14 protein-coding genes and 1 tRNA gene are annotated in these 15,699 nt (G+C 61.6%); 9 read left to right on the top strand and 6 right to left on the bottom strand.

The window, feature by feature from the left end; all coding sequences use genetic code 11:
* Positions 1 to 106 precede the first annotated feature (106 nt).
* The gene (locus ACFMO7_RS13815) at positions 107 to 892 is read left to right on the top strand and encodes a class I SAM-dependent methyltransferase (RefSeq protein ID WP_376796070.1); all 786 of its coding nucleotides are present in this window, start codon (positions 107 to 109) and stop codon (positions 890 to 892) included.
* Positions 893 to 925: 33 nt separating this feature from the next.
* Complete coding sequence (locus tag ACFMO7_RS13810) at positions 926 to 1,252, top strand: hypothetical protein (protein WP_376796069.1); 327 nt, start codon at positions 926 to 928, stop codon at positions 1,250 to 1,252.
* A gap of 261 nt (positions 1,253 to 1,513) precedes the next feature.
* Here ACFMO7_RS13810 and ACFMO7_RS13805 read toward each other — a convergent pair whose 3' ends face one another.
* Positions 1,514 to 2,785, bottom strand: a complete 1,272-nt coding sequence (locus tag ACFMO7_RS13805; protein WP_376796068.1) for a cytochrome P450 — start codon at positions 2,783 to 2,785, stop codon at positions 1,514 to 1,516.
* A 343-nt stretch (positions 2,786 to 3,128) separates the two neighbouring features.
* On the opposite strand from ACFMO7_RS13805, the gene ACFMO7_RS13800 reads away from it, so the two are divergent.
* Together ACFMO7_RS13800 and ACFMO7_RS13795 are read left to right on the top strand one after the other, a co-directional pair.
* A complete protein-coding gene (locus tag ACFMO7_RS13800) occupies positions 3,129 to 4,646 on the top strand; it encodes an alkaline phosphatase family protein (protein WP_376796067.1) in 1,518 nt (505 codons plus the stop codon).
* Positions 4,647 to 5,110: 464 nt separating this feature from the next.
* Positions 5,111 to 6,157, top strand: a complete 1,047-nt coding sequence (locus ACFMO7_RS13795) for an alpha/beta hydrolase (RefSeq protein WP_376796066.1) — start codon at positions 5,111 to 5,113, stop codon at positions 6,155 to 6,157.
* 4 nt (positions 6,158 to 6,161) lie between these two features.
* Here the strand turns inward: ACFMO7_RS13795 and ACFMO7_RS13790 are convergent, their stop codons facing one another.
* Together ACFMO7_RS13790 and ACFMO7_RS13785 are read right to left on the bottom strand one after the other, a co-directional pair.
* Positions 6,162 to 7,097, bottom strand: coding sequence for a ribonuclease Z (locus tag ACFMO7_RS13790; protein WP_376796065.1), 936 nt, complete (start codon positions 7,095 to 7,097; stop codon positions 6,162 to 6,164).
* A 13-nt stretch (positions 7,098 to 7,110) separates the two neighbouring features.
* Positions 7,111 to 7,293: a hypothetical protein gene (locus ACFMO7_RS13785; protein ID WP_376796064.1), complete on the bottom strand. Its 183-nt coding sequence runs from the start codon at positions 7,291 to 7,293 to the stop codon at positions 7,111 to 7,113.
* A gap of 279 nt (positions 7,294 to 7,572) precedes the next feature.
* On the opposite strand from ACFMO7_RS13785, the gene ACFMO7_RS13780 reads away from it, so the two are divergent.
* Both ACFMO7_RS13780 and mutM read left to right on the top strand, forming a co-directional pair.
* Positions 7,573 to 8,247 carry a DUF3267 domain-containing protein gene (locus ACFMO7_RS13780; RefSeq protein ID WP_376796063.1) on the top strand — a complete coding sequence of 225 codons (675 nt, stop codon included), beginning with the start codon at positions 7,573 to 7,575 and terminating at the stop codon, positions 8,245 to 8,247.
* Between the two features lie 136 nt (positions 8,248 to 8,383).
* Positions 8,384 to 9,382, top strand: coding sequence for a bifunctional DNA-formamidopyrimidine glycosylase/DNA-(apurinic or apyrimidinic site) lyase (gene mutM / locus ACFMO7_RS13775; RefSeq protein ID WP_376796062.1), 999 nt, complete (start codon positions 8,384 to 8,386; stop codon positions 9,380 to 9,382).
* On the opposite strand, the gene ACFMO7_RS13770 is transcribed toward mutM, so the two are convergent.
* Entirely contained in the window at positions 9,376 to 9,867 is a 492-nt protein-coding gene (locus tag ACFMO7_RS13770; RefSeq protein ID WP_376796061.1) for a hypothetical protein, read from the bottom strand. The genes mutM and ACFMO7_RS13770 overlap by 7 nt on opposite strands.
* Before the next feature lie 742 nt (positions 9,868 to 10,609).
* Here ACFMO7_RS13770 and larB point away from each other — a divergent pair.
* Positions 10,610 to 11,422, top strand: coding sequence for a nickel pincer cofactor biosynthesis protein LarB (gene larB, locus ACFMO7_RS13765; RefSeq protein WP_376796060.1), 813 nt, complete (start codon positions 10,610 to 10,612; stop codon positions 11,420 to 11,422).
* Positions 11,423 to 11,534: 112 nt separating this feature from the next.
* Positions 11,535 to 11,843, top strand: coding sequence for a KGG domain-containing protein (locus ACFMO7_RS13760; RefSeq protein ID WP_376796059.1), 309 nt, complete (start codon positions 11,535 to 11,537; stop codon positions 11,841 to 11,843).
* 402 nt (positions 11,844 to 12,245) lie between these two features.
* Here ACFMO7_RS13760 and ftsZ read toward each other — a convergent pair whose 3' ends face one another.
* The gene (gene ftsZ, locus ACFMO7_RS13755) at positions 12,246 to 13,748 is read right to left on the bottom strand and encodes a cell division protein FtsZ (RefSeq protein ID WP_376796058.1); all 1,503 of its coding nucleotides are present in this window, start codon (positions 13,746 to 13,748) and stop codon (positions 12,246 to 12,248) included.
* Positions 13,749 to 14,351: 603 nt separating this feature from the next.
* On the bottom strand, positions 14,352 to 14,837 hold the full coding sequence (locus ACFMO7_RS13750) for a response regulator (protein WP_376796057.1): 486 nt from the start codon (positions 14,835 to 14,837) through the stop codon (positions 14,352 to 14,354).
* A gap of 521 nt (positions 14,838 to 15,358) precedes the next feature.
* Between ACFMO7_RS13750 and ACFMO7_RS13745 the strand changes: the two genes are divergently transcribed.
* Positions 15,359 to 15,432 (top strand) — tRNA-Arg (locus ACFMO7_RS13745).
* Positions 15,433 to 15,699: the final 267 nt, after the last annotated feature.

Below are 15,699 nucleotides of genomic sequence, written 5' to 3'. Positions count from 1 at the left end.
ACCTGTTGGATGGCGAATAAAACTATCGATGGAGAGAATTTTGCTATGGCAGGCGGAGCGGAAGGGACCTCCTGCAGGCAAAGATCAGTGAAGGGAGTTACTGGCTATGTTGACTCAATCGGTTACCAGGAAGCCCGACTACGGTGTTGATGCTCCGGGGGTGGTGCGCGTACTCCTGTTGGTGGCGCTTGGCCTGTGCGTCTTAGGATTTGGGCTACTGCTCGGTCTCCGCTGGGTTTGGCTTGCTGCCTGGCTGTTATTCTGGGCCTTTTGCTGCCTGGCCGAGGCTCTGGCCATGCTGTGGACCTCGCGTGTTGGAAAGCTGCTCGAGATGCGGCGCATGCTCGATCATTTGGTTCTCTGTGGCGATGAGGAGGTGCTTGACGTGGGTTGTGGGCGAGGGATGCTCTTGATCGAAGCGGCCCGGCGCCTGCCCAAGGGGCACGTCACTGGCATTGATATCTGGAGCGAGCATGACCAGAGCGGCAACAGCCCCCTGGTCACCCAGGAAAACGCGCGCCTGGCTGGGGTGGCCGAGCGTGTCAGCGTCGTCACCGCTGATGCGCGCCAGCTACCCTTTCCAGCTGAGCGGTTCGATGTTATCGTCTCCTGTCTGGCGCTGCATAATATCCACGGACGAGAGGAACGTCGCCAGGCTTTGAGCGAAATGCTGCGGGTCCTCAAGCCCGATGGGCGCATCGCCATTCTCGATCTGGCTCACGTCAAGCAGTACGCTCGTGATCTGCAGGACCTGGGGGCGAGCCAGCTCACTGTTGGGCGACCGTCCTGGCGCGTCTTTCCGCCGTTGCGCATGGTGCTGGCTCGTAAGCTGCCTGCCGGTCGTGAGGACGGCGCTGCTGAGGCCGTATCTGGGGGACAGCCTTCTGCCTGAGCTGGAGTGAGGGAGGCGAAGGGGGAGGGACGGATGGCCATGAACGCTCTCTTGCGTGGTCTGAATCTGGCAGCGCCCAATCTGGCGGACCGCCAGGAACTGAGGCGGCTCTTTGGCGTCTGTGGCTACGCTCTCTCCGAGGCCGACGATGGGGGCGAGCCGCCGGGCAGCGCCGATGAAAGCCGGCTTGTCAGGTTCCCCGACGGAGAGCCGATTGCCTGTGCTGATCTTTGCGAAGGAGGGAACGAAGCAGCCGCAGATCTCTCGGGCTTGATCTGTCGGCTGTCTTGGCCGCGTCTGCTTGTGCATTCCGACTATCGCCGTCGGGGCCTGGGTAGGCCTCTTGCTGCGACTGGCTGAGGAACAGGTGAGCCTGCTGACCAGGACCCTCTCTCCTCCCGAGGAGAGCGGACCCTGCCGGGGCTGCTGCTCTGGGTTCCTGTGCCTGGGGAACGGGGCAGATCTGGCGCGCAGGTCTTTTTGGCTCGTGAAGGCTACTGTCCCCTGCCCCTCCCTGGCCCTTCATCACTCCTCTGGATCCGAGGTGGAGAGAGAAGCAAGCGATCATCTGACGCTGGCCTGGCCTCTCTCTCCACGGCTGCTGTCGGTTAGCGCCAGGCGTTAGCGGTCCAGCGGGGTGCTGCTGGCTGGCAGGACTGTTGTGAAGGCCACTGGTAGGGCCTGAAAGCCGCGGAAGACCAGAGACGGGAAGCGCTCAACCTGCTCTGTTTCCAGGTGCAACCCGGGCAGACGCCGTAGCAAGGTGGTAAAAGCTACCTCCGCTTCCAGGCGGGCCAGGGGGGCCCCGAGGCAGAAGTGTGGGCCATGGCCAAAGGCCACATGGCGATTGTCTGCCCGGCGGAGGTCGAGTCGATCGGGATCGGGAAACTGCTCAGGGTCGCGATTGGCTGCTCCCAGCACGGTCAGCACCTCATCGCCGGCCTTGAAGCGACGCCCAGCCCAATCAACGTCTGTCTTGAGGCGGCGCGAGGTCAGCTGTACTGGACTATCGTAGCGCAGGAGTTCCATCACGGCTGTCGCGGCCAGGCTGGGATTGTCCCTCAGGAGCTGAAGCTGTTCGGGGTGCTGCAAGAGGGCATAGAGGCCATTACCGAGCAGATGGGTCGTGGTGCCATGGCCGGCGGCGAGCAGCAAGACGCAGTTCCCGAGGAGTTCCTCCTCGCTGAGGCGGTCGCCCTGCTCCTCGGCCATGATCAATGCCTGCAGCAGGTCGTCGCGGGGGGCGCTGCGCCGTTGCTCGATCTGGCGTCGGAAGTAGGCCAGAAACTCTGCGATGCCATCCAGGGTCTGCAGCAGCTCCTCGAAGCTCAGGTTGCTTCCATCGAGCAGCCGACCAAAGTCACGGGTCCAGACGATGAACTGGCTGCGATCCTCGGGCGGCACCCCGAGCATCTCGGCGATCACAATGGCGGGCAGAGGATAGGCGAAATCGGCTACGAACTCCATGCGTTCCTGGGCCTGCAGCGCATCTAACAGCTCATCGACCAGGCGCTGCACACGCGGGCGCAGGCTCTCTACCATGCGCGGCGTGAAAGCGCGGGCTACAAGGCCGCGGAGCCGCGAATGATCGGGAGGATCCAGAAAGAGCATCTGGCGCGAGACCGCCCGCAAAGCAGGCTCCAACCGCGGACGCAGTTCCTCTGGCATCCAGGCCGTCTCTAATGTGCCCCAGGCTGACGAGAAACGCGGGTCGCGCAGCACAGCTACAACGTCGGCATAGCGCGTCAGTACCCAGGCATGCATCTCTTCATCCCAATAGATGGGGTCGTGCTCACGCAGACGGTGATAGAGAGGGTAAGGATTAGCCAGGTATTCGGGCTGATGGACATCGCTCAGCGTTAGGGGCTGGCGATCGCTCTGGCGCTCTTGCATGGCTGTTGCTGCTCCTTACTGAAGAGGCTGCAACTCTCAATGTGGCGCGAACGGAGAAGCTCGCCCGGGCCCGTGTGGTGCACCAAAGGACCCTGGTTGCCTGCCTCCGCTCACTGCATTTCTACGCTTCTACACCCTATCACAGTGCGCAGTCCGAGGACAACGCTTCCTCCGCCCACCTCAGGGTCGCGTTCCGGCCTCCCGGCTGGCGCCCCCGGTCCAGCCTGGCCTATGGAGAAATCTTTATAGGGGCAGCCCGGCATTAACCAGATCTTGACTGCTCTGCGCTCTTTTGTGGCCTTGCCTGTCGGATATAATACGGCATAGCAATTTGAGGGGGATCATGCGGGTCTTGCTTATTGGGGTGGATGGTCTGACGTTGCGCATTGTAAAACCGCTGATGGCGCAAGGACTGCTCCCCCATCTGCGGCAGATCTACGAGGGGGGAGCCCATGCCCTGTTGCGGGCGCCGCTGCCTCCGGCGGCCATCACTCGCTGGTGGGCCATCATGACCGGCCTTCCACCCAGGCAGCAGGACCAGATTGCTCAGAGCGATTATGGCGAGCGCCGCCTGCTGAAGACGACCGGACTGCTTCAAAGGCTCTCGCGGCCCTCGCTCAATCTGGCCCAAGAGGACCAGGCCCTCTGGAGCCTTCTCAGTGCCTGGGGACGGCGCGTTCTGGTTGCCAATGTTCCCGCGACCTATCCGCCGCGTCCCCTCAACGGTATCATGCTCAGTGGTCCCCCAGCGCCCCCATTCTACGCCGGTCTAGCCTACCCACCCGATTTCGCTGCCAGGGTGCTAAAGGCGATCCCGACCTATCAGCTCACTCCTTCCTGGCGAGGACTGCGGGCCTGGTTCAGAGAACCGCTGAAGGAAATTCAGCGCCTCCTCGAGATGCGCTCCGCTCTATTAGACTTGCTGCTCGGTGAAGACTGGGATTGCTGTCTCTTCGTACTCCATGAGATCGATCTGCTGCAGCATCTCTACTGGGACCGCGTCCTCGATCTCCGTAGCGATGTGGTCGCCTGCTATCGCCTTCTGGATGAGCTGCTTGGGCGAGCTTTAGCTGCTTTGCGACCTCCCGACCTGCTGATCCTGCTCTCGCCCTATAGCTTCCAGGGCGCCAGGCGCACCTTCCATCTAAACGAATTTCTGATGCGCTATAACAAGGGGTGTGCTGGTCAAGAGACAGCCTTTCGCCTGAGCAGCAGCCAGCCCGCTTGTTGGCGAGGGAAGGCGCGGATGGGACCTTCTCAATTGCTGCCTTGGTTACCTGGAGAGAGACGCTGGCGAACCTGGCGCCTGGAAGTGCCGCTCGAAAGGCAGGCTGGGCGCTCCTTAGCCGATGGTCCTTTCGCCATGCTCCCAACTTCTGCGCCCCTGGGGGGCTATGCGGCCATTGCCCTGGCCGGGCATCTCACCGAAGGGCAGATCGAAGAGTTCATCGCCGATCTGCAGGCCCAGGTCGATCCGATGACGGCCTATCCGGCAATCGGTGACCTCTATCGCGAAGACATCTGCATGGAGCGGTGGGGGCCGGGGGAGGAGCCAGTTCCCCCTGGCGCGCGGGCGCGCTCGCTCGTGCTCCTGGCTCACGATGGCGTAGTCCTTTCGCCGCGCCTCACACGCCAGCGGCAGCTCTGGAGTGGGGGAGAGCCAGCGCTGGGGATGCACCATCCTGATGGACTGCTCTGTCTCTACGGGGCGGAAGGCCAGCGAACCCTACTTCGTTCCGCCTCAGCTTACGACATCGTGCCAACCGTACTGGCTGCCCTCAAGGTTCCTCTACCTGAGTGGCTGGCTGGGCGCCCGCTCATCGGCCCAGGGACGCCCCTTGCAAGCCCGTCCTCGATATAGTATCATAGCTAATGAGCTAATTTGGTGGTATGTCTACTACCATTGCAATCAAGCTGGCACTAGCAACCTCAAACTTCCTGATTTGCTGCAGCGGCAGGGGCGGAACAGGTCCGACAGCGCGCCGCTGCCTCTATTTCTCTCTGGGGTGGGTAGGTGTTGGAAGGGCAGTGCATCTGCAAGAGCGTGCATCGACTCGCGTACGCCCAACCGTAGCAAGGTGCTTTTTTCACCTCTCGCACCGCTTAGGGGCACCTGGAAGCCAGGCCAGGGTAACAATTGCGCAACGCGCCCACGCGGAGCGGGCAAGAGAGGCTCCGTCCGTCGCCTTGTGCGCGGCAGGAGGCGAGGCGAGTTGAGAGAGTCATAGCGAAGGTTATGTTAGTCTGCTCAGCTGTCCCTCTGGGCCAACGTCATCTCGTCCCTCTGGGCCAATCAGCTAGCGAGTAGAAAGGTTGGCGGCCTCTGTGATAGAGTTGAGCAAGATTCGTGTAGGCAAGCCTTCTCTGAAGCAGCTTTTGGTTGGCGGCCTGGGGAGCGTCATCGGAGTGGCGGGATTCATCCTCACAGTAGCAGTCTACGTTGTCGAAACGCTGATCCGTCCCAAGAAGGTCGTCAGTTTTGCCGACCTCTACAAAATCTCTCCATTTGAGCTTGAACTGCCAGCCGAGGCGGTGACCTTCCCGGCGCCCAACAGCGACCACATGGTAACTGGCTGGTACATTCCCTATCCGGGGGCGACCACAACTGTCCTGGTCTGCCCTGGCTATCGCTCGGGCATGGCTGACGTGCTGGGAATGTGTGCCCACCTCTGGAAAGCCGGCCACAACGTTCTTGTCTTCGAATACTACGGGCATGGGCAGGAGGTTGGCAAGCCGGTCACCCTTGGCTATCGCGAGATCAACGACTTCATGGGGGCTGTGGCCTACGCCAGGGAGCGTGCTCCTCATGCCCGCCTGGGAGTCATCGCCTACTCGATGGGGGCGGCTGTCGCCATCATGTGCAGCGCCCGCTGCCAGGATGTTGAGGCCATTGTAGCCGACAGCTCATTTGCCACCCACTGGAGCGTCATCGACTACAACGTCCATCGCGTACTCCACTTGCCTGCCGCTCCCTTCACCTGGGTCGCCGATTACCTGCTCTGGTGGCGCGCGGGCTACCGCTTCGACCAGGTGGCGCCACTGCGCGATATCGGCAAGATCGCTCCGCGCCCCATTCTCATCATTCACGGAGGCAAAGACTCACTGGTCGACCCGCGCGATGCGCCCCTCCTCTACGAGGCGGCCGGAGAACCGAAGGAGCTATGGATCGTTCCCGACGCCGACCACTGCGGAGCCTACTTCGCCGACCGGCGCGCCTACGTGAATAAAGTGCTCTCCTTCTTCGAGGAGCATTTAAAGAAGCCGCGCCCTCGTCTACAGCTCATCGATGGTGATGGAGGTGGAGCCGGATCCCTGCTTGCGCGTCCCGCTGAGCGAGCGGAAGAAATCACCGGCCTCTCGGAGGCCAGCTAGCTGGCTAGGAGCGTGCCCGCTGCTCGTCAGGGGCTGGTGAATAGCTCAAGGTCAGAATCTCGCCATCCCGTGCGGCCCGCGCTGAGCGAAAAACGCGCCGGGCCGCTTTTTCGACGCTGGAAGGATCGTTGATTTTTGGGCTGAAGTGAGTCAGCAGCAGCGCATGTGCGCCGGCGTCCTTCGCCAGGCGAGCTGCCTCTTCCGCCAGCATATGGGCGTGAGCCCGGGCCAGGGGGAGATCCTCGGGGTCATCGTACATACTTTCACAGATGAGCAGGTCGACGTCATGAGCAAAGGCGCTCAGTCTGGCCGTCGGGCGCGTATCGGTGATGAAGGCCAGAGAGATGCCTCGTCGGGGAGGGCCGAGCACCTGATCCGGGGTGATCAGCCGACCTTCGTACTCGACGCTCTCGCCGCGCTGTAAGCGAGACCAGTACTGGACGGGCAGCCCCAGGGCCTGAGCGCGCTCCACCTGGAATTGGGGACGCCGGGGCAGCTCCAGGCGGTAGGCCAGACAGGGAACACCATGCTGAGCTGGGGCACACGAACCTTGCAATCCCCCAGGCAAAGCCAGCCGCTCGCCGCCCTGCAGCTCTTGTACCTGCAATGGGAAGGGCAGCTCGCCAGCGATGCGCAGCAGACCCTCGACCACGTAGCCCGTCCCGGGCGGCCCGTAGAGCAGCAGCGGTTCCGTGCGCCCGGCGTGGGCTACCATAAAGAGCACCCCCGGTAGCCCTGCCACATGATCGGCATGCATGTGTGTGAGGCAGATCGCTCCGAGCTGACGAAAGCCCCAGCCCAGGCTTTTCCAGGGGATCTGCGTCCCCTCCCCGCAGTCCAGCAAGGTTAGCGTGGCTCCGCAGCGCACCAAAACGCACGAAAGCCAGCGTCCCGGTAATGGCATCATACCGCCTGTTCCCAACATGCAGATGTCGATCATCGTCCGCTCGCGATCAGAGATTTTTCTGGTAGGCCCAGGCCAGCCCGAGAATGAAAAGAGAGATCATCAGGTCGCTGCTGAGGCTGAGCATCACCACGATGAAAGGAAAGCCGGAGAAGATCATCATCGTGGCCAGCAAGAGCCAGAAGATGAGCAAGGCACCTGCCAGATAGACAAGGGCAGGAATCCGCCGCATAGGTTGCATCCTTTCGCGCCATTTCCCTCGTATGGTAGCACGCCCCGATGGCCTTTGCAACCAGGATGCTCCACCTCCGGTTGCAAAGGCCAGCACCAGGCAAACTCCCCGAAGGGTCTGCCGGACCTCCCCCCTTACCCGACCCTTGTCGCTTTCCCTCTATCTCGAAGCCAACAGCTGTGGTATTATCAATCTGCAGAAAACCTGGTCTCCAACCAGGAAGAAGGCCCGGCAAGCAAGCAAGCGTCCAGGCAAAAACAGCAAAGAGTAGGCGTGCCTGTGAGAGTCATCGATCGTTTCCATCCCGAGCAACGTCGGGAGCTGCAAGCTTCTCTCGACGCTGGCCTCGTTCTGTTGCGAGGAGAGATCTCGCTGCTCGAACCACCTTTCCTCTATCCGCTGACCCTGCTCGGTTTTCTGCTTCTGGTGGTTGGTTTGGTGGGCTATAGCGCTCTGGCTATACTGGCGCTCATCTGGAGATCTCTTCCCGGGTGGAACTCGGGAAGCGCCGATCTGTTGCACCTGCTTATCTGGCTTGTGATCAGTTGCCTCGTTTATGTTGCCCTGCTGCCTCTTCACGAGCTTCTGCATGGGCTGGTCTTTCGGCTGTGGGGGGGGCAGCCCTATTATGGCATCCGCTTCCCAGTGGCCCTCTACTGCGGCGCGCGTGAGCAGCTCTTTCGGCGCAACCAGTATCTTCTGGTGGGCCTGGCCCCCTGTCTGGTTCTCACCCTTCTGGTAGCGCTGCTCATGTTCTGCTGGCCAGCGGCAGCTCCCTACCTGGTGCTGGCTGGGGCCGGCCACCTCTCCGGCTGTGCTGGCGACTTGCTGGCCATCTGGCTGCTCCTGCGCTATCCCTCCCATCTCTGTGTTGAAGATACAGAGATGGGCTTCAGAGTATGGGAAATTTTTCCGCTCCTGCCTGACCTTAACTCCACGATCCAGCCAGACTGAAACAGACTGGCATCTCAGGAGCCGAAGGGAAAGCAGCCCGACAGAGAGCGGCCAGACCACGCCCTCCCTTCCGCCCGAGCGAGCGAGAGGCTTCTCCGGGCCTCAACTCTTGATACGGTACAGGCGAGTAGCGAACATGCCAGAATTGCCCGAAGTAGAATATACAGCGCGGCAGGTCCGGGCCGCCCTTCTAGGGGCCAGCATCAGTGAGGCGCAGGTCTTCTGGGAGCGAAGCATTGCCCGGCCTGATAGTGCCGCCTTCTGCCAGGAAATTGCTGGACGGCGCATCGAGGGAGTACGCCGCCGCGGCAAGCTGCTCTTGCTGGACCTCAGCGGCGACTACCTGCTGACCATCCATCGGCGTATGACCGGCAATCTGCTGGTCCTGCCGCCGGGCTGGCGCCTTGACTCTCGACTCCAGCACCAGGACCGAGCCGCCTGGGAGCGAATGGGGCCGACCTTCGTGAACGACCGCTACCAGTGTTGCTGCCACGAGAAACGGCAGAAGGAGTATGAAGAGACTCTCTGCCTGCAACACGATCAGCCCTTCTACTGTCGTGTCTGTTTCACCCTGGCTGACGGGCGGCGCCTGCTGTACAACGACCTGCGCAAATTTGGCAAGCTAGCCCTCTGGCCGCGCGCCCAAGAGAGCCAGGCTCTGGCAGGTCTGGGTCTCGAACCGCTGGCTCCCGACTTCACCAGCGAGCGCCTGGGGTGGCTGCTGCAAGGCAGGAGGCAGCCAATCAAGCAGGTACTGCTGGCGCAAGAGCTGATCGCCGGCCTGGGAAACATCTATGCCGACGAGGCCCTCTTTATGGCCGCCATCCATCCCCTGCGCCGCGCAGAGACCCTCAGTTCCGAAGAAGTAGCGGCTCTGCGCCAGGCCATTGTCACGGTGCTCCTGCGCGGAATCGAGCACGGAGGAACCTCCTTCAACGACTATCGCGGCCTCTGGGGGGAGGCTGGCAGCAACTATGCCCATATGCAGGTCTACCAGCGCACCGGCCAGCCCTGTCGACGCTGCGGCGCACCCATTCAGCGGATCACAGTCGCCCAACGGAGCACCCATTTCTGTCCGCGCTGTCAGCCGGCCAGTTCAGTGGCCAGTGCCGGCGGCAGGAAGCTCCCTCACTGAGGCGTAAAAAAGGCTGGACTACAACGCAGACTGGCAGGCCCGCCGGGGATATTTGTAAAGGTCACATCGACGGTCGCCGGCACATTGCGCGGTTGGCGGCCAGCCAGAGGCAGCGTAAAATGGACATACCCCCCCTGGTCACTGGTACTGCCAGCCTGCTGTGGCAAGGGAACATCGCCGCTGCTAAAGTGGACCACCGCCGTGGCTGTGGCGCCAGGAACGCCCTGCATATTTTTTGTCAAGCGGGCGTAGATCGTAATTACCGCCGTTGGTGAGGGGGCGTTGTTCGAAGCCCAGGCGCCGCAGCGATAAGGCGGCTCAGTCGGCAGGGGCGAGGTCTTTGCCTGGAAGCCGGGATTAATAGTGACCGTCGCCGCTGGCGAAAGCTGGTTAGCCGCTGGGCCGCAGGCGCTCAGCAGGAGCAGCCAGAGCGCAGCCAACCCCCAGAGCCAGGCGCCCAGGCGCTTATGCTGGGATCTGCTCATACAGGTTGTCACCCTGAACCTCTCTCAAAGGCATCGTTGTCATCCTTTCCCTTTTCCGGTCCGGGCGGAAGCCAACAAGAGCGGGCGGCCCGCTCAGCCGTCCTGCGGTGTTCACTCCACGCTGACAGGCAGGATACATCTGAAATGGCCATCTGGCAAGCCCATTGCCGGGAGACTGGCCCGACTCTCCCCTGGCGGGGCGCCAGGCTCTGCCAGAGCAGGCCGCGGTCGCCAACGTCTTTGTCCCGGGTGACCTCAGAAGAAAAGTATTTCGCGCAGAAGTGCTGAGTACTCGCCGGCCCGGAGTAGCGGTTACTGGAGCGAAGCCATAGCACCTGTTCGAAATAGACCACATTTGGAGGTGCGAGTACATTATATCATAGACAGGTAGTATAGGAGAGCTTGCGCTAAGCCGGCTAAGCCGGCAGGCACTGAAGCATGGGCAGGCCTGGTGGGGCGAGGAGCAGAAAGCAGGCTGGCTTGCCTCATTAGAGTCACCCTCCGGCGCATTGGCAACTGACCAGGTGCGGAGCGGTGCGCGAAGGCTGGGCCGGGCCAGGCGGGGCTTGCCCTTCCAGATCTGCCTGTCCAGGAAGGGGTCCAGGGGTCTCGAAAACCTGGCGGTCGTAGGATCTGGCATCATGGCCTTGTTCTTGCTATCGAGATGTGTTACACTACTGGGCGTTGGAGAATTCCTGGATAGGAAGACAATTATTTTTCTCAATCAGGAGTGTACATTTCTATGAGCCATCAGGCTGACGAACAGTGGGAGCTGTTCGGAGAGCTGGAGCAGCTAAGTGAAGGCTGGCGAGAGCAGACCGGTGGGGGGCCGCAAGCGGCCTCGCCTCGGGTGGAGCCTGGGCCAGTCACCATTCGCCCTGATCCTGGTCGTGAGCGTAGGAAGGGAGCGCCGGAGGTGATCTTTGGAGAGACCAAGGAGACAGCGCAAGTGATTGCCATGGCCCAGGCGCTGCTGGCAGGTTCAGGGCGAGCGATCATCAGCCGCATGCGCTCGGATACAAAGGAAGCACTCCTCGACGTCTTTCGTGACTATACCATTCGTCTGCGCGAAGCCGCCAGGGCGATGGTCATCTCCAGGCCCGATTTTGTACGTCCCGACACCGGAGGGCACGTTGGCATTATCACAGCGGGTACCTCCGATGTCCCGGTAGCGGAGGAGGCGGCCCTCGTTGCCGAAGAAATGGGCTGCCGCGTGACCTGTATCTATGACGTGGGGGTAGCAGGGTTGCACCGTCTGGTTGGCCCATTGCGTGACCTGCTCTCGAACGACGTAGATGCCATCGTGGTGGCCGCTGGCATGGATGGGGCGCTCCCTTCGGTCGTGGCAGGCTTGGTTCCTGTCCCTGTCATTGGCTTGCCCACTTCGGTTGGCTATGGCCTGGGCGGCAAAGGCATGGCTGCCCTCCTGTCGATGCTGCAGACGTGTGCGCCGGGCCTCGCCGTCGTCAACATCGATAACGGCGTCGGGGCCGGCATCACCGCGGCCCTGATCGCCAACCGCGTGGCTCAGGCCCGCAAGAATCCCTTGCGCTAGCTTGCTAGAAGGCTGCGAGATCGCTGTCTCTCTCCCTCCCCTGGGGCAGAGACTGTCTCGCCGCGTTGTTGGGTAAACGTGGAGTTTGAGTGAAAGAGAGGCGGGACCTTCTATGGCGAATAATAAACGCGGACCGGAACCCGGATCGCAGAAGGCCAAGCATGGCGGTCAGGCTGTGCGCGAGAAGTATGGTACGGAGTTTTACGCTAGAATTGGCAAGAAGGGAGGCGAAGCAGTCAAGCAAAAGCGCGGCCCTCAGTTCTACTCGGAGATCGGTAAGAAGGGGGGAGAGTCGACGAAGCGTCAGCAAGGCTCGGCTTTCTATTCGCGCATCGGTAAGAAAGGCGGCGAGCGCGGACGGGCTGCCAGCTCCGCCGCCGCTCCAGAGGAGCCACAGCAAGAGAACAGCCCCGAGACCTGAAACTGGTCGCTTGTTTGCTTGTTCTTCCGGGCCAGGCCCCTGGTATCCCGGTATATAAGGGAAGCGGCTTCCTTGCTTGCTGCTTCTCTCTTGTCGGGCAGGAGTTGACTGATTAAGGTCCAGAGTGCGGTGCTGAGCGCGCGCTCTCCGGCGCAGGAGCCAGGCAGAGGTCAGCTAGCGAGGGTGCTAGCCGAAGAGGGAAGCTGACCACCGCGGTGGCCAGCTTCCCTTGACTGATCTATTGCGAGGCGAGTACGCCCTGTTGATGGGGCTTTGAGAGCTGGCGGCTCCCCTGAGCTGGTCAGAAAGAAGACCCCAACCGTCCTTTTTTGCCTCTCTCCCGCTAAGCCGGGCGTGGAGACCTGGCGAGATCGACAGGGTGACCAATAGCGTCGGCCGGTCCTAGCGACGGCGCAAAAAGGGAGGAGCGCTGATCTCTCGTTCCTGCTCGAGCCGCTCCTGGTAGCGGCGCGCCAGACTACGCAAGCCGCGCAGATCCTCCAGGCTGCGCTGTGGACGCGGCAGCGCGGGCGGGCGCAGGGGGGCGGCTGAGGCTCCTTGTGGCAGGGAGGGGCGCGGAGTCAAAGGCGGCATGGGCACCATCTGATGGGCCGCCCGGGCTGGCTCCGGTGTGCCCGCGTCATTGACGGCCTGACTTGCCTGGGCGGGAGCCTGCAACTGTGCCGGACGTGGGACTCCCGACAGCAGGGCCGGTGTCTGGGTCGAAAGCGACTCCTCCATACCGGCGGCGATCAGGGTCACGCGCAGGCTGTCCTGGAGGGTCGGATCGATAACCGCGCCAAAGGTAATATCGGCTGCCTCATCGACCACGTTGCGGATGCACTCCGCCACCTCGTTGACCTCGAAGAGGGTCAGATCCTCGCCGCCGCTGATATTGAATAGGACGCGGTGCGCTCCCTTGATCGTCACGTTCAGAAAGCCGCCGGCGATGGCCTGTTGAGCGGCGATCTGGGCGCGGTTGCGGCCTTTCCCCTCGCCGATGCTCATCAAAGCGCTGCCAGCGCCGCGGAGCACGTTGCGCACATCGGCGAAGTCGACGTTGACCAGTCCCGGCACATTAATAACCTCGGCGATTCCCTGTACTCCCTGGCGCAGCACATCGTCAGCGACCTTAAAGGCCTCTGCCAGGCTGCGGTCCCGCGTGCTTGACATCAGTAAGCGATCGTTGGGGACGGTGATCAAGGCATCGACTTCTTTGCTCAGCTCGGCCAGGCCTTCCTGAGCGACCCGACGGCGGCGCGTGCCTTCGAAGGTGAACGGAAGCGTCACGATACCGATGGTCAAGGCGCCCAGCTTTCGGGCGATCGAGGCCACCACTGGTGCAGCCCCGGTGCCGGTGCCCCCTCCCAAACCGGCGGCGATAAAGACCAGATCGGCATCTTTGAGGGCGGCGCGAATCTCGGCGGCGCTCTCTGTGGCGGCGCGCATGCCCACAGCCGCGTTGCCGCCTGCTCCCAATCCCTTGGTATAGTGGTAGCCCAGGCTGATGCGCAGCGGGGCCTGAGACAGCTCCAGCACCTGGGCATCTGTGTTCATGGCGATGAAGCGCACGCCCCTGACGTTCATATCGATCATGCGATTCACCGCGTTGGTGCCTCCGCCGCCCACGCCGGCCACCACGATGTCAACATGGCGCGGCTCATCGCAGCGCTCCTCGGCGGGCGTTTGGGTGGCGATAATCTCCTCCTCCTCCGTATCCCGCTGCTCCCAGCCGGCCAGGGTGTGCTCCTCCCGCATATCCTCTCCCACCTCTACCTCATGTCGGAGTACGGCCCAGCGGTTCGCCTGCTCATCGTAGAAGTCTGACCCCTCGTTCCCCGCCTGCACCTGGCGGTCCCAGGGCCTCCCTCTCTCGTAGCGATCGCCATGAAATATCGACTGCATGCGGACCCCCGTTTTTCTTCTGTCTGTGAGCGAGCAGCCCTTGTCTGGGTGCTGCGATGAGCAGGTAGTATGTTGCCGAAAGGCGTTCTAAGCGCATTGTAGCAAGTGTGTCAAGGGATGGCAAGACGTTCCTTCTTCTTCAAAATGCGAACCCCCTATCAGATATTACGGAGAGCAGGGCAGATGCGTAGAAGCAGCAGCAAAAGGTCACCTCTTGGGCCTGCCCAAGCCGTGCGCAGGCAGGCCGTCGGTCGCCCTGACCGATCGTATAGCAATACGCACGCAGGACAGGATCGATAAGGAAAAGGAAAAAAGAGAGAGAAAAGATGGAGAGAAAGAAAAAACAAGATGGGAGGGAAGCGAGTTGAGCAGGGCGAGTGAGGGGCTGTCTTCCTGCTGGCTGGCTCTCTTTGCCAGGGGGAAAACAGCCCCGTGCTGCTCTTCCTCTGGCCCCGCTGCTACCTTCCTTGTCTTTGGCTGCTCGTGCCTACGGAAAGCCGCTTGCGAGAGGAATCGATGCCTGGCATGCTGCGCTGGTAAGACGCTGCTCATCCTGCTGGCAGGAGCCATCTTAGCACAGAGCCTGGACTCCGCCGCTGCCTGTTAGAATTGGGCGCGGACCAGTTGCTGGCGTGGCTGCTGCTGGGATGGCTGGGGCTGCTGCTGAGTGCGGGCTAGCTGCTGCTCTTCGCTTGTCGCCAGGGCATGGGTGATCACACGGATCACGCGCCGGATGTCCATAGGCTTGCGCAGGGGGTGGATGCCGCGCTGCTGCAGCTCCTCATAAGGCAGGTCGGCGCTCATCATAATGGCTGGGGTGCCACGGGTCTCCTCCATTTCCTGCAGGCGATCGAAGACTTCTAAGCCGTTGATATCCGGAAGCTTATAGTCAAGGAGCAGGAGGCAGGGACGGAGGCGCTTGGCCTTCTCCAGGGCGCAGGAGCCATTGTCAGCAAGAGCCGCCTGATAGGGGGTCTCGCTGTTGATGACCTCCTCCAGAAACTTGCCGAAGTCGGCATCGTCCTCGACAATCAAGATAATAGCGCTGCGTGGGCGTTGGGCTGCCGGTGGAAAGACAAGCCCTGACATTGTGTACTCCTTCCCTTTGTCTCTGTCAGCTCAATGGAGAGAGAAAGGATAACCGATAACTACATTGTAGTCTAACGGTTATTCCTATGGATAGGTGACATGATCGCGACATTTCACCGCGACGCCCTCTTCTCTCTGAAAGCATACCACCATCATGCAGGCTTGCACTCTGAGTCTGTGCCCTCTTCCTGCGAAAGATGTCCTATCTCTCTAACATGCTGTCCTGTCGCTCGCTTCTTCTTGCAGTCTTGGGCGCCTGGCGACGACAGCCCCAGCCGTTCAAGCTGCTTGTTGGCGGTAAGTTGGAAGGGAGGAAGGAAACGGTTGAGTTACCGATGTCCGTTTAACCGTGTCCAATTACTCCCGTTCCAGTGTACCTGCTCTTGCCTGGCATAGTGGAGAAAGCTCCTTCCGGGAAGGTGTCAGGGAACAAGTGGCCTTCTTCTGTCAGGCCGATTTCTGCCGGGTCAGGAGGGAGGGACTTGAAGATTGGCTGGGAACTATGCTATTATGAAAGCGCTGCACCTGTAGCTCAATTGGATAGAGCGCTTGACTTCGGATCAAGTGGTTGCGGGTTCGAGTCCTGCCAGGTGCGCCCACCCGCCAGGACCACCGTCTCAACCCGCTTCTCAAGCCTCACGGCGCCACACGGGGAAGCCGGGCTGTCGAGACGGCGGTCTTGGGGACCGCCTTATTCCCCTGCAACGACCACTTGCCTCCCTGGTGCAAGGACCACCTGCCTCGCTCAGCGGTGGCGGACACAAGTGTTCCCTTTCTCTGGCGGCTGTGACCGCCTGTCTGCCTCAACTGGCAACCACCTGTCTCCAGGGGAAGCACGCTCAGCTTCCCACCTGGTTCCCGC

It is taken from the genome of Thermogemmatispora sp. (assembly GCF_042408735.1).
Taxonomy (GTDB): Bacteria; Chloroflexota; Ktedonobacteria; order Ktedonobacterales; family Ktedonobacteraceae; genus Thermogemmatispora.
Note: the sequence above shows the minus strand (reverse complement) of the source record. Positions and strands in the feature narration are given on the sequence as shown.